The 19,719-nt window shown below is 51.7% G+C and carries 13 protein-coding genes, 2 tRNA genes and 1 pseudogene; 9 read left to right on the forward strand and 7 right to left on the reverse strand.

From position 1 onward, the window contains the following. Positions 1–355: 355 nt before the first annotated feature. The 3 genes from C233_RS0120285 to C233_RS0120300 form a co-directional block, all read right to left on the reverse strand. Positions 356–1,786, reverse strand: a complete 1,431-nt coding sequence (locus C233_RS0120285) for a DUF5723 family protein (RefSeq protein ID WP_018669336.1) — start codon at positions 1,784–1,786, stop codon at positions 356–358. A gap of 219 nt (positions 1,787–2,005) precedes the next feature. Next, positions 2,006–3,703 (reverse strand): S41 family peptidase, encoded by a 1,698-nt coding sequence (locus tag C233_RS0120295; protein ID WP_018669338.1) that lies wholly within the window; start codon positions 3,701–3,703, stop codon positions 2,006–2,008. 5 nt (positions 3,704–3,708) lie between these two features. Beyond that, the gene (locus tag C233_RS0120300; RefSeq protein WP_018669339.1) at positions 3,709–4,692 is read right to left on the reverse strand and encodes an adenosine kinase; all 984 of its coding nucleotides are present in this window, start codon (positions 4,690–4,692) and stop codon (positions 3,709–3,711) included. Between the two features lie 81 nt (positions 4,693–4,773). Here C233_RS0120300 and C233_RS0120305 point away from each other — a divergent pair. After that, positions 4,774–4,847: transfer RNA gene (locus tag C233_RS0120305), tRNA-Asn, on the forward strand. A 21-nt stretch (positions 4,848–4,868) separates the two neighbouring features. Continuing rightward, positions 4,869–4,942: transfer RNA gene (locus C233_RS0120310), tRNA-Asn, on the forward strand. A 49-nt stretch (positions 4,943–4,991) separates the two neighbouring features. Here C233_RS0120310 and C233_RS0120315 read toward each other — a convergent pair. From C233_RS0120315 to C233_RS0120325, 3 genes are all read right to left on the reverse strand, one after another. Then, entirely contained in the window at positions 4,992–5,696 is a 705-nt protein-coding gene (locus C233_RS0120315; RefSeq protein ID WP_018669340.1) for a ComF family protein, read from the reverse strand. Positions 5,697–5,910: 214 nt separating this feature from the next. Beyond that, complete coding sequence (locus tag C233_RS0120320) at positions 5,911–6,714, reverse strand: inositol monophosphatase family protein (RefSeq protein WP_018669341.1); 804 nt, start codon at positions 6,712–6,714, stop codon at positions 5,911–5,913. Positions 6,715–6,784: 70 nt separating this feature from the next. Beyond that, on the reverse strand, positions 6,785–7,387 hold the full coding sequence (locus C233_RS0120325) for an HU family DNA-binding protein (protein WP_018669342.1): 603 nt from the start codon (positions 7,385–7,387) through the stop codon (positions 6,785–6,787). A gap of 454 nt (positions 7,388–7,841) precedes the next feature. On the opposite strand from C233_RS0120325, the gene hepB reads away from it, so the two are divergent. Next, positions 7,842–10,160 carry a heparin/heparin-sulfate lyase HepB gene (gene hepB / locus C233_RS0120335; RefSeq protein ID WP_018669344.1) on the forward strand — a complete coding sequence of 773 codons (2,319 nt, stop codon included), beginning with the start codon at positions 7,842–7,844 and terminating at the stop codon, positions 10,158–10,160. Between the two features lie 9 nt (positions 10,161–10,169). Here hepB and C233_RS0120340 read toward each other — a convergent pair whose 3' ends face one another. Further along, entirely contained in the window at positions 10,170–10,661 is a 492-nt protein-coding gene (locus C233_RS0120340; protein ID WP_018669345.1) for a 3'-5' exonuclease, read from the reverse strand. A 218-nt stretch (positions 10,662–10,879) separates the two neighbouring features. Between C233_RS0120340 and C233_RS0120345 the strand changes: the two genes are divergently transcribed. From C233_RS0120345 to C233_RS23865, 6 genes and pseudogenes are all read left to right on the forward strand, one after another. After that, complete coding sequence (locus C233_RS0120345; protein WP_018669346.1) at positions 10,880–11,350, forward strand: HU family DNA-binding protein; 471 nt, start codon at positions 10,880–10,882, stop codon at positions 11,348–11,350. A 250-nt stretch (positions 11,351–11,600) separates the two neighbouring features. Beyond that, positions 11,601–12,125 (forward strand): NUDIX domain-containing protein, encoded by a 525-nt coding sequence (locus C233_RS0120350; protein ID WP_018669347.1) that lies wholly within the window; start codon positions 11,601–11,603, stop codon positions 12,123–12,125. A gap of 73 nt (positions 12,126–12,198) precedes the next feature. Further along, positions 12,199–15,231 (forward strand): tetratricopeptide repeat protein, encoded by a 3,033-nt coding sequence (locus C233_RS0120355; RefSeq protein WP_025069192.1) that lies wholly within the window; start codon positions 12,199–12,201, stop codon positions 15,229–15,231. A 9-nt stretch (positions 15,232–15,240) separates the two neighbouring features. Then, on the forward strand, positions 15,241–16,905 hold the full coding sequence (locus C233_RS0120360) for a TonB-dependent receptor (RefSeq protein WP_018669349.1): 1,665 nt from the start codon (positions 15,241–15,243) through the stop codon (positions 16,903–16,905). 136 nt (positions 16,906–17,041) lie between these two features. Further along, positions 17,042–19,393: a type I DNA topoisomerase gene (gene topA, locus C233_RS0120365; protein ID WP_018669350.1), complete on the forward strand. Its 2,352-nt coding sequence runs from the start codon at positions 17,042–17,044 to the stop codon at positions 19,391–19,393. 171 nt (positions 19,394–19,564) lie between these two features. Then, positions 19,565–19,719, forward strand: a pseudogene (locus C233_RS23865) (DDE transposase); the annotation flags it as partial.

The following is a 19,719-nucleotide window of genomic DNA, read 5'->3' on the forward strand; positions in this document are numbered from 1 at the left end:
CAAACGGGAACACTGAGTGAAGCCTGCCAAGCTCACTCTCATTAAAACTTTTGCGGTATTTTTCCAGAACATCAAATTCTGTGAAGCCCAAAGTTGGGTGAATTTCGGAAATATTTTGTATCTTAGCCATATCTTAGTCGGGGAATTTCCCCCGTTTTGGCCTTCAAACCTTATTTGCGGGGGAATACCTAAAGATACAAAAAAGCCAGCTAATTCGCAATATTTTGTGTATGAATTAGTTGGCTGATTTTATATTATTTACTGAATGTCCCTATTTACTTGGCAAAATGTTTGCCCAAGTCTTGGAATTCCGTGTAATCTGTGGCGAGCCCTCTGCACGCACCCTCAAATACTATCAGATAGCGTTCGTCGCCTCTGCTTTTTTCTTCTTATTCAAAGGAATGGAGATACCCAGGAAGCCGTTTACACTCTTAGAACTCTTACCCAGGAACATATAGTCCGTACCCACGAAAAGAGGACCTAACTTCACAGCAAGACCGAACGACTTACCAGCGCTCTGGAGCATGGAGTAGCTGAGAGCCACATTAAAATAATTCTTCGGACGGATATTTGCCGACAATGTCAACTCATTCAACGCCTTCGGTTTTGCAAAACGGCCGGTATACAAAGCACCTACCACCAACCAGTTATTCAGCAGGGAATATTCGGCACCGAGAACCAGCGTAGACGTCAAGCTGCTTGTACGGGATTTCGCCGCATCCTTATCCTTCTGCAACTCCAACATATCGTAGTTCAGTACCTCGCCGCTACTTACCAGGTCTGCAAAATCCCTTCTGTCCGACGGATTGGAAAGGTCATAACTTTGCTCCGCTCCCGCTCTCGCCACGGTAGTAGCGCCCTTCGACCATTTAATGAAACCTAAATCGAGGATAGAAGCAGAAACAGTCAGGTTATCCATCAGCTTATAAGTAGCTCCCAAGTCGATGCCAAGACCGTAACCTGCAAGCCCGAGCTTACCGGCATCGAAATCGAAATCATCGATATAACCGTCATTGGACTCTTCCAGCTCCAGTCCCTTGAACGAACTCTCCAACGTAGCATCTACATCGATGCTGGCATTTCCCCTGACATTAGTCCAATCGTCGTTACTACCGTTAAGCCCCGTCAAATTACTATATACATCGATATTGTTGACGGTGAGCTTCATATTGCCTATACCCAGCAAAGCCTTCACTCTACCGCCAACCGTCAAGCGGCTGTTTATGCTTCTTGCATAGCCCAGACCGATTTCCGCATAAGAGTTGATTTCCAGTTTTTGCTCACCCACCGTTTCATCGAGGCCTTTGTAACTGTCTACATCATTGGCGTCGAAATCGTTCATATTATGCATAAAATCGAACATCGACCGCGATATGGACGCTCCCATATCGGCACGCAAGCCCACATTAAACGACCAGAATCCTTTTCCCTTATACCAGCCAGCCGAGATAATATCGGTACTTAAGTTCAGGTTCAAGGAGTTATCGTCCTTCAAACGTTTTCTAAACTTGTCGCTCATAAAGTAGTCGCCGCCGTCGCTATTATCGATGATATCCAACACATCCTGATACCCCAGTGAAGAATTGACGGTAGCATTGAAAGCACCGATAACCGGCAGGTTAACATACCCGCGTCCCGGCGCCAGAGCCGGATTCAACTGTTGACGGTAATGGGTTCCTTCCATAAAATAAGACGTGCGGAGGTACTGCGCCTGCACATCCGCAGAAATCGCAGCCAGCAGTAATGCCACTAAAAATACACCTTTAGAAAAATTCAAAACTCTCATAACTTTGTCTGTGTTTCGCTTATGGTTCCTTCGTTCAGCGTACTCATATTCAAGGAAAGCGCAGGAACACTAAAGGAAATACCCTTTAACGCTTATTCGTTTTATTTTTACAAAAATAAAGGGTTATATAAATATATGCAACGGAAGCGGAAGAAAAAAGAAACTAAAAAACCGAAATAGCGAACTATTTCGGTTAAAATAAGGATTATGCGGATATTTTTATTTCCCCTTTTTATCCTCGTCCGGCTTCGCTGCCGGAGTGCTCAACATCGCCCTGTACTTGTCCGGAGCGGTCAGTATCCCGACAGCCTCCTTCAAGTCGTCGTCGTCCTTCAACTGCTGGATTATGCTCCCGCGCTGATAGTAATAACGCTTGATAATCTCCACGGCAATCATCGCCTTGATATCCTTCGAGAAGTGGTCGAGGTCGCGTTCCAGGTTATGGGACAACTTATCCTCCAAAGCCTTGAACTCATCCGACGCATCCGCCAGATACCCCTCGAACTCCGCCATTTCCTTCAAGTTCTTCAATATCTTCTCCGTCTGCTGGTCGTACTTGAAGTCCGCCTTCTTTACCATTGCCTTGAAGTCGGCATAATCGGCATCGGTGATTTCGAACTCCTCGGGCGCCGGAACAGAAGGATGTTTCAGGCAATATTCCGTGGCGTAATCGAATATCAGGTTGTCATTAACCAGGTAAAACAAGATATTGGGCAGCTTATCCTGCTTTACGGCAATATCGGGAGTAACCCCGCCACCGTCGCGCACCTCACGCCCCGCCGCCGTATGGAACACGGTAGTCAGGCTGTCGGGAATACGCCCTACGCTACCGTCCTCATTGCGGTGCTTATAGTCGATAGCCTGCACGCAACGGCCGCTCGGAATATAATACTTGGAAGTCGTCAGCTTCATCGTACCGCCATAAGGCAACGGGCGGGTAGTCTGCACAAGCCCCTTTCCGAAGGTACGGTTGCCCACCACCACGGCACGGTCGTAATCCTGCAACGCACCTGCCAGGATTTCCGATGCGGAAGCCGTAGCACTGTTCACCAGGACAGCCAGCGGAATTTCCAAGTCCAGCGGCTCGCGCAGCGTCTTGTACGTATTGCTTGCCTGCTTGGTCTTTCCCTTCGTCGTTACCAGCATCTTGCCGCGCGGCAGGAAGAAGTTAGCTATCTCCAACGCCTCGTTCAGCAATCCGCCGCCATTGTTGCGCAGGTCGATAACCAAAGACGTAATGCCCTGTTTCTTCAAATCGAGAAACGCCTGCTTGAACTCCTTGGAAGGATTACCCGAAAAAGTGCTCAGGTTGATATAACCTATGTTGTTGTCCAGCATCGCATAATAAGGAATAAAGGGCAACTGGATAGAACGGCGGACGATGTCGAACTCCAAAGGCTCCTCCGTTCCGGGACGCTGCACTTTCAGCTTGAAGCTCGTGCCCACCTGCCCGCGAAGCATCTCGCTCACTTCCTGGTTGTTCTTTCCCGCCAGGTCTTTGCCGTCTATTTCCATAAGGATGTCGCCGGCTTTCAGCCCCACGGTAGCAGCCGGCATGTTCTCATAAGGCTCGGCTATCATGGAACGCTTCAGCTCGGTGTTCCAGGTAATGATAGAGCCGATGCCGCCATACGTATTCTTCAACATCTGCTCCAGCTCGCTCTGGTCGTCCTCCGGGAAGTATTCCGTATAAGGGTCGAGCGAGTACAGCATGGACTCGATGCCGGTACGGACAGTCTTGTCCGGGTCTATCGTATCCACATAGAACATATCCAGCTCCTTCACAACGGAGTTGAATATATCCAGGTTCTTCGCTACCTGGAAACTACGGCTGTCGCCACTCTTGAACCCGAAAAAGAAGCTCACGCCCACTACCAGCAGCAGGGCGGCTATCCAACGTATCTTCACATGTTTCATATATCCTAATTTATCGTTATTATCTCTTCCTTTATCTTCTCCCATTTCGAGTCCGGCAGCTCCGTCCCGATAACCTGTATCACCTCGCCCGACAAGACAGCACCTATCTTTCCGCACTTCTCCAGCGAATACCCGCAGGTAAGCCCGTAAAGGAAACCGGCGGCAAAGAAGTCTCCGGCGCCGGTGGTATCCACCACCTTCTTCACCGGCACAGCCTTTACGCGCACTTCCTCCGTACCCTTACGAATCAGCGAGCCCTGCGCCCCCACCTTTACAATAGCTATGCTGCACATCTTGGCGATAATGCCCAGCGCCTCCTCCGGCTCCTTGCCCGTGAACGCTTTCGCCTCCTCCTCGTTGGCAAAAACGATATCCACGTACTTATTCACCAACAAAGAGAAAAACGCATGGTCTCCGGCCACGATATTATAACTCGCCATATCCAGGCAAACCTGCAATCCGGCTTCCTTAGCCAACTCGATAGCACGGAGAATCATATCGTGCTCCTGCACCAGATACCCTTCTATAAACAGATAGGTATATCCCTTGAACATCTCCAACGACAAATCCTCCGCCCTCAGCGTAGACGCCGCCCCCAGGTAAGTGCCGAAAGTACGTTCCCCGTCCGGAGAGATGAACGTAGACGCCACCCCGGAAGGCAACGTATCGGAAACCAGCAGGTTCGCCTCCGTACCGTTTTTCAGCAGGCTTTCCCGGTAGAAGTTGCCATAGGCATCGTTGCATACCTTTCCTATGAAACCCGTGCCCGCTCCCAACTGCGCCATGCCGCGAATGGCGTTTCCGGCAGAGCCGCCGGTTGCCAGATGCGTCTTTACCCGGCTGAAGTATTCATTGATTTTCCGTAATTTGCTTTCATCTATAAGAGTCATGCTACCTTTCGGCAATTCCATTTCCGCCAAGATAGCATCACTGTCAAGGGTTGCCAACACATCGACCAATGCATTTCCCAATCCGATTATTTTGTCCATCCTCGATATTTTTTTTGCAAAGATATTGCATATTTCAAAATATCCTATTACTTTTGCAGCGCAATTGAGAAAAAACAACATTCTTCCTTAGCTCAGTCGGTTAGAGCATCTGACTGTTAATCAGAGGGTCCTTGGTTCAAGTCCAAGAGGAAGAGCGAAAAAACTCGGATGCAAATTCTTCCTTAGCTCAGTCGGTTAGAGCATCTGACTGTTAATCAGAGGGTCCTTGGTTCAAGTCCAAGAGGAAGAGCAGAAAAGTCCGTCGCAATGACGGACTTTTTTTATGGAATATCCTGAAGTCAGATATCCGCCACGGCAAGCGTAAGCACGCTGAGACGCACTCCCTCTACCGCCCGGAACACATCGGCGCATGCCGTAAGGGTAGCCCCGGTGGTAAGCACATCATCCACCAGCAAGACATGTTTTCCGGCAAAACGTTCGGGGTGGCGGAGGCAGAATATGCCTTCCACATTCTCCCACCGCTCATACACCGGCTTGTGCGTCTGCGCCTGCGTATGCTTTCTGCGCACTACGGAAGAAACATTCAAAGAAATACCTGTAACCGCCGCTACACCCCTGGCGATGTATTCGCTCTGATTATATCCACGCGCCCGCTGCTTCCGCGGATGCAAAGGCACGGGAACGACGACGTCTACATCCCCGAAGAACCCCGAACCGGCAAGCTCCGCCGCCATAAACCGTCCCAGCACCTCTCCCAAGTCCTTGCGCCCGCCATACTTCAACAGATGCAGTATCCGGCGGAAATCGCTCCCCTTATGGTAAAAGAAGTAAGAAGCGGCACGCTCCAAAGAGCACTTCCCCCAGAACACACGCTCCACCGGGTTGTCCGCCCGGAGGTGATACCCCGTACGGGGCAGACTCATATTGCATTTCAGGCAGACGGCCTCCTCGCCCTCCTGCAAGGGTGCACCGCACACGGCACACTGCCGGGAGAAGAATAAATGAATAAAAGACAGAAACCAGGTTTTAAATGTGTTTTCCATAATACAGCCGTTCATAAAGCCTATCTATAAGTCCGTCCATAAAGCCCGTTCATAAAGCTTGTTCATAAAAACCTATGCACAAAACTTATAAGGTTTATACATAAAACTCACTTATAAGGCTCATTCATAAACCTATTTATAAAGCCTATTTATTTATAAGCCTATCCATAAAACCGGCACGGTTTCCATTTCCCTACATACCGACAAGAAAGCATTACATCCCCATAGGCATAGCTTTCCCCACCAGTTCCAGCAGGAAAGGATGCAACCGCCCGTTGGTGGCGACCACATGATGCCCGTCGATAAAACGGTCGTTCCCGTAAAAGTCTGTCACCCGCCCGCCGGCCTCCTGCACAATCAGCGCCGCCGCCGAGAAGTCCCATTTTCCCAGGAAAGCCTCCAGCCAGGTGTCGAAGCGTCCCGCCGCCACGTAGCAGATTGCCATTGCAGCAGAACCGTTCATACGGATACCGGCAACCCTGCCGTACAGCTCGCGTATCAGGTGCTCGCCCGTGCGGGCATACCGCTCCGCATCATAAGGCAGTTCCGTTACCACGAACGCATCTTCCAGGCAAGCTACGGGCGATACCCGTAGAGGCTGCCCGTCGAGGTAAGCGCCACCGCCTTTCCAGGCATAGAAACACTCGTCCAGGCAAGGGTCGTAAACCACCCCCGACAAAAGCCCGTGCCTATCGCGCAACGCGATGCTGACGCAGTAGGGAGCATTGTCATGAATATAATTGGTAGTACCGTCGAGCGGGTCTACCACCCAGCAGTAAGGCTCGTCCCGATAGTCCGCCGAACCTTCCTCCACAATGAAGCCCGCTTCGGGCAAAAGAGCTTTCAAGGCGGCAACGATGCGCCTTTCGGACTCCTTGTCCACATAAGACACATAATCGTGCGCATGCTTTTCTTCCACCGCCTCTTGGCAGAAATTCTTCCGTTCCTCTTTCAGGAAACATCCCGCCGCACGCGCTATACCACAAACTTTACCGGTCAAGGTTTTCAAATCGTCCATTATCCTATGTATTTAATTATCCGTCGCTTGTTTATGAATGGAGCTACATAAAGAAGTTTCCCTTCCGATATCAGGGTTTCAGGTACACCACCGTCTTGCCGCTGCCGTACTTGCGCACCGTGCCTTCCGCAAGATACCGGTTCAGGTCGGCCACCGCCCGGTGCTTCGCCAGTCCCGTCACCGACTCGTAATCGGTACGGGTAATGCAGCCGTACTTGTCCAGATGCTGCAACAGCTTCTCCCTCCGCGCCTCCTCGTCCATCGAAGAACGGGAGAGGTACGGGGATGCCTTCCGTTCCAGCTCCATTGTATGGAAACGGCTGCGGAACTTACTGCCCAGGCGGAGGTTCACATGCTGGAAGCGCACGGACGGAGAGCGGATTTCCTTCCGGTCGGTAACCGGACGGTCGCACCTCAGCGAAACGGAAAAATAACCCAGTTCGCCCACCTCCACAATCCAGCCCTCGGACAGCCAACTGTACAGCTCGTCCGTAACCGCCTGCAAAGTTCCGTCCAATATGGCGGGACTGAAACCGGTAGCCTTAGCCACCAACTCGCGAAATTTGCCGGCGGAGATAGTTCCCCGCGGCAGGATGCGGGCATGCAGCCGGGCATCTCCGTCGTTCTCGCCCGAAGGGTCGGGAGTACGGTACAAATCATAATAAGCGCTCATATATAATAAGGTATTGACAAGGCATCATCTGCCGGCGCGTATGCGAACGGCAAGATACCGCACCGCTTACCTTAATCCGCCAGACAGATGTCATCCTTGCGTTACACAGCCGTTGCCCTTGCGCCAGACAGTTGTCTAACGAAAGGGCAACGGCTGTGTAACGAATTAGCATTCGCAGCCAAAGTTACTGATAAATCCGGTAGAAAAAAATAAATCCTGCAATTCTTATGCTTAAATTATCCTGCTCCGGAATTGAAGCGGAAAGCGCATACTATCAATAATGTCCCAGCATATATCACTTATGTTCAAAAATGAAAGAGCGGGCGTTTTTTGTCCGCCCGAAGGCTACCGGGATTACTATTTTTATTTTACATTTACCGGGGAATTAAGCACATCCCGCCCCTCCGGAACAGACAAGAAAACAACCGCTTATTAACATACCAAACGAAAAAACATGAAAAAAAGTATTCTATTCATCGCGAGTCTTATCCTCTGCGTTTTCTGCCTGGAAAGCAATGCCCAGAAGAGAACGGAAGTTATCTGGGAGAAAATGGACGACGTCACAGTGCCCGTTCCCCCGCAAGTACATCCCCGGCTTTACGTGCGCTCCGCCGACTTGCCGGAACTGAAGGAACGGATGAACCACCCGCACGTAAAGGAGGTGCTGGCAACCCTGCGCAAGCTGGGCAAAGACCGGACGCCGGAGGAGGAAGCAAAGGTAAAGGACAGGGGCTTCCGCTATTATTTCGAGATGCGCGGCGTAACCAGCCGCGTGCAGGTGCAGGCGCTGGAGTACCTGGTGTACGGCGACAAGAAGCAGGCGAGAAGCGCCATTACCGCCATGCTGGATACGCTTCAAAACACCAATTACGGTACGAAGGGAGACTTGTCGCGCGCCAGCGGTGTGATGCTTACCTGCGGCGCCATGGTGTACGACTGGTGCTACGACCAGATGAAAGAGTCGGAAAAAAAGGCTTACGTAGAATCCTTCATCCGCATAGCCAAGACCATGGAATGCGGTTATCCGCCACGCAACGACCAGCCTATCGTGGGGCATCCCTGCGAGTGGATGATACTCAGGGACATGCTTTCGGCGGGCATAGCCATTTACGACGAGTATCCGGACATGTACAACCATGTAATAAAGATGATATTCAAGGATTACCTGCCTGCAAGGAACTATATCTATTCCGGACATAACTACCACCAGGGAACAAGCTACGTGAATGTACGTTTCAGCAACGACCTCTTTTCGCTCTGGATACTGGAACGCATGGGTGCGGGGGCGATATACAATCCCGCCCAGCAATTCGTCCTGTACGATTTCTTGTACCGCCGCCGTCCGGACGGCCAGGTAATGCCGGCAGGCGACACCAACCCTATCCGGAGGAACATGCCGTCTTACTCGCTGCCCGCCATGCTCGCCTCCAGCTTCTACAAAGACCCTTACCTGGCATACGAATACGAGCGCAAGCCCAACATCGAACGCCACTGCCTCATCTTCGACGTGCTGTGGAGGGACCTCGGCATACAGTCCAAAGCCCCCGACGACCTGCCGCTGACGCGCTATTCCGGCACTCCCTTCGGCTGGATGATAGCCCGCACGGGGTGGGACGAGAACAGCGTGATTGCCGAAATGAAAATCAACGAGCAGTTCTTCGGCAACCACCAGCACCTGGACGGCGGCTCCTTCCAACTGTATTACCGGGGACCGCTGGCTATCGACGCGGGAGCCTATCAGGGAAGCTCCGGCGGATACAACAGCCCGCACAACAAGAATTTCTTCAAGCGCACCATTGCGCATAACTCGTTGTTAGTGTACGACCCCGACGAGAAATTCGCCTGCTGGAACTACGGCGGAGGCGGCAAGACCGAGTTCGCAGCCAACGACGGCGGACAGCGTATGCCCGGCGACCGCTGGGAAAGCTGCCCCTCTTTCCAGCATCTGCTGAGCGAAAGCTATACCACCGGCAAAGTACTGGGACACGGTTTCGGCCCCGACGCCTGCAAGCCCGACTATTCTTACCTGAAAGGCGACATCACGCAGGCATACACGGGGAAAGTGAAGGAGGCGAAACGCTCTTTCGTATTCCTGAACCTGCACTCTGCCGAAGTGCCCGGCGCACTCGTCGTTTTCGACAAAGTGGTGTCTTCCGACCCGCAATTCAAGAAGTTCTGGCTGCTGCACAGCATCGAGGAGCCTGTGATAGAGGGGAACCGCTTCACCGTCCGCCGTACCAAGAACGGTGACACGGGTATGTTGCAGAACCATGTATTGCTGCCCGAAACCGGCAATGCGCAGATAGAGAAGGTAGGCGGCAAGGGGAAAGAGTTCTGGGTATTCGGAACCAACTATCCGAACGACGCGCTGCCCAACCGCCCCGATGATGCCAACGAAAGGGGAGCATGGCGCGTGGAGGTTTCTCCCGCCGCCCCTGCTGCCGAGAATTACTTCCTGAATGTAATGCAGGTTGCGGACAATACCTGCAAGCGGATGAACGATGTGAAACGCATCGACGCCGGGAAGGTGGTAGGCGTGCAGATAGCCGACCGTGTCGTGACCTTCAGCAGGAACAGCCAGCCCTTGTCGGGCAAGGTCGATATGAAGGTGGACGGAAGCGGTTCCATGAAATTCGTCATTACCGACCTCATTCCGGGAACATGGCAAATAAAGAAAGACGGAAAGGTGTATATCCCTGCCCGGGAAGTCCGTTCGGACGACGGCATCCTCTCTTTCGAGGGTACTGCCGGGCATTATGAGTTTCTGCGTTAAGCAGGTAGTCTAAATAATCCGCCTGGCTATCCAGGCGCAGGCTTCCGCATCGGCAAGCGCATGGTGGTGGTGTTCCAACCGGTAACCGCACCATGCCGCTACCGTATGCAGCCGGTAGTCGGGAAGTCCCTTAATGGCGCGGCGCGATGCTTGCAGGGTGCAACGGAACTCGTAACCGGGATAATCCATGCCGTAAGTACGGAACACTGCTTTCAGGCAACTTTCGTCGAACGCCTTGTTATGCGCCACCAAGGTCAGCCCTTCGATGCGGGGCGTTATCTCCTGCCATACGGTAGGGAAAACGGGTGCGCCAGCCGTATCTGCCAGCGCCAGGCCGTGTATCCGGGTATTCCAATAGGTATAGTACTCCGGCTCGGGACGAATCAGGCTGTAATAGTTGTCTACAATCTCTCCGTTCCGCACGATGACGATGCCTACGCTGCATATGCTGGTGCGTTGTTCGTTGGCCGTCTCGAAATCTATCGCAGCAAAATTCTCCATAAAGCGGTTATTAACGCTATCTCCCGAAATATTTTTCAGAAAATCGCAGTAGTCTGGTTTTTAACGGTTTGCACATGCTTTTACATGGTTTTACGGATGCCCTGGCTGGTGCTTAAGAACATTTAAAGCACCCGTCCGTTCCGGCATGCCGTAACTTTGCACTGTGTACACAAAGATATAGGATTTCGAAGTAACAACCATTAAAAACAAAAAAGATTATGGCATTCCGTTATGTAATTAAAAAAAGAGTTTTCGGTTTCGATGAAACCAAGTCCGAAAAGTATGTAGCCGCCTCGTTCTCCGTGGGAGAAATCAGCTACGACAAACTGTGCGACCAGGTTACGAAAGAGGGCATGGCTCCGCGTGGCGTAGTAAAAATGGTCATGGACGGGCTGATTGACGCACTCAGCACCTACGTCAGCCTTGGAGCGACTGTAAAACTGGGCGACTTCGGCACTATCCGCCCGGGACTGAACTGCAAGAGCCAGAATGAAGCCAAAAGCGTTACCGCTGACAGCATCTATCGGCAAAAACTGATTCTCACCCCGGGGAAAAGGCTGAAAGAGATGATAAAGAGCTCCGGCGTAACACGCATCTCGACCAACGGTGAGGAAATTCCGTCCACGGGCAATGGGAACGGCAACGGCAGTGGCGGCAACGGCGGAGACGAAGAAAATCCGCTGGGATAAACGGTAAATACGTACGGGGAGTTAACCCGTTAACCAGCAAGAACGGTAAATACACGCGGGGGCTAACCCGTTAATCAGTAAGAACGGCAAATACATGCGGGGAGTAACCCGTTAATCAGTAAGAACGGCAAATACATGCGGGGACTAACCCGTTAATCAGCAAGACTGCATCCGATATACGGCGTATCATTGGATGCAGTCTTTTATTTTCCTATCTTTGTTCCCAGCAACCACTAAAGCTATAAATAACATGGAACATCCTCTCTCTCAATTCAGATATTGCCCGGAATGCGGTTCGGAACATTTCGAGGTTCATAACGAAAAATCAAAGCGATGCGGTGACTGCGGTTTCGTTTATTACTTCAATCCTTCTTCTGCCACCGTTGCCCTGATACTGAACGAACGGAACGAATTACTGGTGTGCCGCCGCGCCAAAGAGCCCGCCAAAGGGACGCTGGACTTGCCCGGAGGTTTCATCGACATGGCAGAAACCGGCGAAGAAGGTGTGGCGCGCGAGGTGAAAGAGGAGACGGGTATGACGGTAGCTCATGCCGGCTACCTGTTTTCATTGCCCAACATTTATATCTACTCGGGATTTGCCGTACATACGCTGGATATGTTTTTCCGCTGTACCGTGGCAGACTCCGCGCACTTCGAGGCAATGGACGATGCGGCGGAAGTTTTCTTCCTGCCCCTGAACGAGGTACGGCCGGAGGAGTTCGGGCTGGCATCCATTCGGAAAGGGCTGGAGATATTCCTGTCCGGCATATCCTAAAAAAGCCAAACAAGCGGAACATTTTCGAGCCAAAACCCGTATTTTTGTAAAAGGATTTATTCTATAACCGACAATGAAACATAAAATCTACCGAATATTATGCACTGCGCTCTGCTGTGCGCCTTTGCTCGCCACTGCACAGACGGGCGAGAAAATCACCTCTTCGCAACGACTGTACCAGGAAGGGCAAAGCCTGTTCCGGCAAAAGGCTTTTGCCGCCGCCATACCGCCGTTACAGGCTTTCATAGAACAAACCGGGGCGGAAGGCAACCCGTTGCCCGCCACCGGGGAGAAGGAAGAGGCCGAATACATGCTGGTATGTGCCGAATACGAGCTGAAAAATCCTGGGAGAATCGAGCTGTTGCGGGAGTTTCTCGACGCATACCCCGACACGCCGCATGCCAACCGCATTTATGCCCTCATGGCTTCCGCCTACTTCTTCGAGGGGAAATACGACGAGGCACTGGCAATGTTCAACGCCGCCCGCCTTGACCTTTTAAGCAACGAAGAACGGGACGACATGACCTATCGCCTGGCAACTTGTTACCTGAAAACCGGTAATGTGAAAGAGGCCGCTATCTGGTTCGAGACATTGCGTAGCACCAGTGCCGGATATGCGGCAGACTGCACGTATTACCTTTCGTACATCCGCTATTCCCAGCAACGGTACGACGACGCGCTCGGCGGTTTCCTCAGCTTGCAGGGAGATGCGAAATACAAGACGCTCGTACCTTATTATATTGCGGAAATATACCTGATAAAGAACAACTACGACAAGGCGGAGATAGTTGCCCAGAATTATCTTTCCGCCTATCCCGACCAGGAATACGCGGGAGAGATGTACCGTATACAGGGTACGGCAGACTATCGTTTCGGCAAGTACCACGAGGCTGTAAAGGCTTTCGACCGGTACTTGCAAGACAATGCGGAACCTACCCCGCGAAGGGATGCGCTGTATATGCTGGGTATGTCCTGTTACCGGACAGGGGTTTATTCCCGAGTGCCCGTTGTCCTGGGAGGGGTAACTACCGGGAAAGACGCGCTTACACAAAACGCTTACCTGCACATGGGGCTCGCTTACCTGCAACTTGCCGACAAGAACAAAGCCCGCATGGCGTTCGAACAGGCGGCGGCTTCCGATGCCAACCTGAAAATAAAAGAGCAGGCGGCTTATAACTATGCCCTCTGCATCCACGAGACATCCTATTCCGCATTCGGCGAATCGGTTACGGTTTTCGAGAATTTCCTGAACGAGTTTCCGAACTCCGCCTATGCCGACAAGATAAGCGATTACCTAGTAGAGGTGTATATGAACACCCGCAGCTACGATGCTGCCCTCAAATCTATCGAGCGTATCGCGCATCCCAGCAAGGCTATTTTAGAGGCGGAACAGAAAATCCTGTTCCAACTGGGAACCCAGTCTTTTGCCAATGCGCAGTTCGAACAGGCTATCGGCTGTTTCAACCGGAGCATCGCCCTGGGACAGTATAACTTGCAGACGAAAGCGGAGGCGCTTTACTGGCGGGGCGAGTCGTACTACCGGCTGAACCGCATGCAGGATGCCGCCCGCAATTTCAACGACTACCTGTCCCTGGCTCCGCAAAGGAATACGGAAATGTATGCCCTTGCTTATTACAACCTGGCATACATCGCTTTTCACAAAAAAGATTATGCAACCGCACAAGACCGTTTCCTGAAATTCGTACAACTGCAAAAGGAAGGGGATGCGACCGTCCTTGCGGACGCGTACAACCGCATCGGCGACTGTTATATGCACGTCCGCCGCTTCGATGAAGCCAGCCGGTATTATACCCGTGCAGAAAACATGGGAACGTCTTCCGGAGATTATTCTTATTACCAACTGGCATTAGTGGCAGGGCTGCAAAAGGATTACGACGGAAAGATTGCCTTGCTGGAACGGCTGGCAAGCAAATATCCCGACTCGCCGTATGCCGTCAACGCCCTCTACGAGAAAGGACGCTCGTATGTGCAAAACCGCAACAGCAACCAGGCTATCGCCACCTTCCGGGAATTGTTGAAGAAATATCCCGAAAGCCCCGTCAGCCGCAAGGCGGCTAACGAAATAGGGCTGCTGTACTACCAGAACGACGATTACGACCGGGCTACCGAAGCCTACAAATATGTTATCGACAAGTATCCGGGCAGCGAGGAGGCACGGCTTGCCATGCGCGATTTGAAGTCCATTTACGTAGAAACCAACCGGGTGGACGAGTTTGCAGCGCTTGCCGCCCAAATGCCGGACGCAATCCGGTTCGAACCCAGCGAGCAGGACTCGTTGACGTACATCGCTGCGGAAAAGGTATATATGAAAGGGGAAACAGCCTCTGCAAAGGCAAGCTTCACCCGTTACCTGCAAAGTTATCCGGACGGGGCTTTCAGCCTGAACGCCCGTTACTACCTCTGCCTTATCGGAAAGGAGCAGAAAGACGAGGAGGCCGTACTGGAACATGCCGGGAAGCTGTTGGAATATCCGGACAGCCCGTATGCGGAGGAGGCTTTGCTGATGCGCGGGGAAATCCTGTTCAACCGTAAACAGTACGAGCAGGCAGCGGCGGATTACAAACAGTTGCAAGCCCGCGCCACAACTGCGGAACGCCGGCAACTGGGCACCACAGGCGTATTGCGTTGTGGGGCGTTGTTGAAGGACGATATAGAGGTAATCCAGGCGGCAACCGCCTTGCTTGCCGAAGCCAAACTGTCTCCCGAACTGCAAAACGAGGCTTTATATTACCGTGCCAAAGCGTACCTGAACCAGAAGGCGGTGAAGAAAGCTACTGCCGACCTCGAGCTCCTGGCAAAGGACACGCGCACGTTGTACGGTGCGGAAGCCAAATACCTGGTAGCCCGACAGATGTACGATGCGGGCGACTATGCTGCCGCCGAAAAGGAAATCCTGGACTTCATCGACCAAAGCACGCCGCACGCTTACTGGCTGGCGCGCAGCTTCATCCTCCTGTCGGACGTATATGTGGCTATGGACAAGCGGCTGGATGCGCGCCAATACCTGCTGAGCCTGCAACAGAACTATCATGCCGACGACGATATCGAGGGTATGATTAGAGAAAGACTGGAAAAGCTGAAATAAAAGAATACAATGAATATGAGAAAGATACCCTATATACTCAGCGGAATAATGCTGATAGCCTCGTCCGCAGGCATCCATGCCCAGCAACAGGCAAAAGACTCCACCGTGAACCGGACAGTCGTCGTGGAGCAGGAGTACAATCCCGATATCCTGGACGCATCCAAGATAAATGTGCTCCCTAAGGTAGAGCCGCCGACCGCCGGTAAAAAGGCGGTGGAATACGATGCCGCCCTTGTTCCCGCCCAGGCAATCCCGGTAACCGTCATGCAGGCATATACCGGCAAAGAGGTGCAGGCAAGAACGCAGCCCGGATATATCAGATTGGGATACGGCAATTACGGAAACCTGGATGCGCGCGCCGATTATCTGTTTACATTATCCAATAGCGACCGTATTCACCTGAACTTCCATATGGACGGCAGGAACGGTCAGCTCGATTTACCCGGCAATGGCGGCAAATGGGACTCTTACTATTACCGTACCCATGCCGATATAGATTACTTGCACCGCTTCAAGAAAGTCGATTTGGACATTGCCGGCAACTTCGGGCTGAGCAACTTCAACTTCCTGACCGGTGCGGCCGCCGGAAAGCAGAAATTCACTTCCGGGGATATTCACCTCGGAGTAAAGTCCACCGATGCCGGCTTGCCCGTGCAATTCCGTGCAGAAACCAACCTGATGCTCTATGAACGCCAGTACGATTTCGGCTCACCGGACAATCTGGAGAATATCATCCGCACCAAAGCCCTGGTTACAGGGAGCATATCGGACGGGCAGGTTGTGGGCATCGCCTTTGCTATGGACAATGTGTTTTACAAGAACGATGAGTTCGAGAACTACACATCGCTCAGCCTGAACCCGCACTACCGGCTGGAAAACGACGACTGGAAAATACGCATCGGCGCCCGTGCAGATATGGCTTTCGGTTTCGGGAAGAAGTTCCGGGCTGCTCCCGATGTGACAGCGGAATATAATTTCTCGGACAGCTATATCTTGTATGCACAGGCAAAAGGAGGACGGCTGCAAAATGATTTCCGGCGTTTAGAGGCATTCTGCCCATACGGGCAGGTGATGCCGCAATTAGATGCCACTTACGAGCAACTGAATGCCGCCCTCGGCTTCAAGGCCAGCCCGGTAACCGGCTTATGGCTGAACCTGTACGGCGGATACCAGAACCTGAAAGACGATTTGTTCTTCCAACCGGCAGACATCGAGCCTACCGCCAACGAACGTTACCGGATGCTCTTTATCGGCCAGTGGAACACGAGCAATATCTATGCCGGCGCAGAGGTGAGCTACGGCTACAAGAATATTTTTTCGTTCTCCGCTGCCGGGACTTACCGTAGCTGGGATGCAAAGGAGAGCGTTACACCCGATACCGAAGATTGTGTTCTCGCCTACAAGCCGGCTTTCGAGGCTAATCTGCGTATGGATGTACGCCCCATATCTTCCGTGCTCCTCGACCTCGGCTACCGGCATATCTCACGTGCGAAGGCGAAAGAAACCGAAGTCGAACCGGTCAATAACCTGTATTTGGGCGGCAGTTACGAGTTCTTCAAAGGATTGTCCGTTTATGCCCACATAGATAACCTGCTGAACCGCGATTATCAGTATTATTGGGGGTATCCGACCGAGGGTATCAACTTCGTGGGCGGTGTGAGTTTCAAGTTTTAATTGCCCGAAATAAGGAGGTTACGGACAAAAAAGGTCATTTTTGCTAAATTCTCTTTATATTATAAGGTGGAAAGTTTGTTTTTTCCTACTTTTGCGGGCAAATTCAGTGGCGGGAGTCACTATAAAACAGAAATTTATGCAGAAAAACCTTGTCATTGTCGAGTCTCCGGCAAAAGCGAAAACCATTGAGAAGTTCCTGGGGAAGGATTACAAAGTCCTTTCCAGCTACGGACATATACGCGATTTGAAGAAAAAAGAGTTCAGTATCGATATAGAGAAGGACTTCAAACCGCATTATGAAATTCCGGGAGATAAGAAAAAGGTTGTAGAAGAACTGAAAGCCGAAGCCAAAGAAGCGGAAACCGTATGGCTGGCATCCGATGAAGACCGCGAAGGAGAGGCGATTGCATGGCATCTGTATGAAGTGCTGAAACTGCAACCGGAACATACCAGGCGTATCGTTTTCCATGAAATTACCCAAAGTGCCATTCTAAAGGCTATCGAGCAGCCGCGCAATATCGACATCAACCTGGTGGACGCCCAGCAGGCACGCCGTATCCTGGACCGTATCGTAGGTTTCGAACTTTCGCCGGTATTGTGGAAAAAGGTAAAGCCCGCATTGTCCGCCGGCCGTGTGCAGTCGGTAGCCGTACGCCTCATCGTGGAGCGCGAACGCGAGATACAGGCTTTCCGGTCGGAGGCATCCTACCGGGTTACCGCCGTATTCCTCGTGCCCGATGCCGACGGCAAGACGGTGGAACTGAAGGCAGAACTGGCACGCCGCATCAAGACAAAGGCCGAAGCGCAAAAATTCCTGGAAAGCTGCAAGTCCGCGACTTTCACTATCAATGATATCTCCACCCGCCCGTTGAAGAAAACTCCTGCGGCTCCTTTTACGACCTCTACCCTGCAACAGGAGGCTGCCCGGAAGCTCGGGTTTACGGTGGCACAGACCATGATGATTGCCCAGCGGCTGTACGAATCGGGAAAGATTACCTATATGCGTACCGACTCCGTGAACCTGTCCGAGCTGGCGGTGAACAACAGTAAAACCGTGATTGCCGGCATGATGGGAGAGCGTTACGTACATCCGCGTCATTTTGCTACAAAGACAAAGGGTGCTCAAGAGGCTCACGAGGCCATTCGCCCCACCTATATGGAGAATGCCAAGATAGAGGGTACTCCGCAGGAAAGAAAACTGTACGACCTGATATGGAAACGTACGATAGCTTCTCAAATGGCAGATGCGGAGGTTGAGAAAACCACTGTAAACATCAGTATCAGCAACGAGCCGGACACGTTCAACGCAACAGGGGAAGTGGTGAAGTTCGACGGTTTCCTCCATGTGTACCGCGAATCGCTCGACGAGGAATCGGAGCAGGAGGATGAAGCCCGCCTGCTGCCTCCTTTGAAGAAAGGGCAGGTGCTGCAACATCAGAATATCACCGCTACGGAACGTTTCACGCAACATCCTCCCCGCTACACAGAGGCAAGCCTCGTACGCAAGCTGGAGGAACTGGGCATCGGCCGTCCTTCCACATACGCCCCTACCATTTCTACCATACAGCAGCGCGGTTATGTAGAGAAAGGCGAGAAAGCCGGTGAGGAACGTTCTTACAACGTACTTTCATTGCAGGACAGTGATATTACGGATGTTACCCAGACCGAAACGACGGGCGTAGAGAAGGCCAAGTTGTTACCCACCGATACGGGTACGGTAGTCAATGATTTCCTAATGGAATATTTCCCCAATATCCTCGACTACAACTTTACTGCCAGTGTCGAAAAGCAGTTCGACGAGATTGCGGAAGGGGAAAAGAAATGGACAGCTATCCTGAGCGATTTCTACAAGGGATTCCACCCGTCCGTAGAGAACACGCTCGCCACTAAGAATGCCCACAAAGCCGGCGAACGGATTTTAGGCAGCGAACCGGGTAGCGGCAAGCAGGTTTCCGTAAAAATAGGACGCTTCGGGCCTGTCGTACAAATCGGTACTGCCGGCGACAACGAGAAGCCGCGTTTTGCCCAGCTCAAGAAAGAGATGTCTATCGAGACGGTGACGCTGGAAGAGGCACTAGAGCTGTTCAAGCTCCCCCGTACTTTAGGCGAGTACGAAGGTAAGACCGTAACCGTGGGAACGGGGCGTTTCGGGCCTTATGTATATAACAACGGTATGTATGCTTCGCTTCCGAAAACGACCGACCCGCTGGAGATTACCCTGAAAGAGGCAATCCAGCTTATCCAAAACAAGAAGGATGCAGAAGCCCAGAGGCATATCAAGAAATTTGCCGAGGAACCGGAGCTGGAAATCCTGAACGGCCGTTACGGACCTTACATTGCATACAAGGGAAGCAATTATAAGATTCCGAAAGATATAATCCCGCAGGACTTGAACCTGGATGCATGTAAGGAGATTATCAAGCTGCAAAGCGACCCGGACGCTCCGAAGGTCAAACGCGGCAAGTATGCCAGGAAGAAAAAAGGATAAGGATATAATAATACGAAAATCCCTCCCTAGGGACATTCAGTAAATAATATAAAATCAGCCAACTAATTCATACACAAAATATTGCGAATTAGCTGGCTTTTTTGTATCTTTAGGTATTCCCCCGCAAATAAGGTTTGAAGGCCAAAACGGGGGAAATTCCCCGACTAAGATATGGCTAAGATACAAAATATTTCCGAAATTCACCCAACTTTGGGCTTCACAGAATTTGATGTTCTGGAAAAATACCGCAAAAGTTTTAATGAGAGTGAGCTTGGCAGGCTTCACTCAGTGTTCCCGTTTGAACGCATGGCAAAAGCCGCAGGCCT

It is taken from the genome of Bacteroides gallinarum DSM 18171 = JCM 13658 (assembly GCF_000374365.1).
GTDB lineage: Bacteria > Bacteroidota > Bacteroidia > Bacteroidales > Bacteroidaceae > Bacteroides > Bacteroides gallinarum.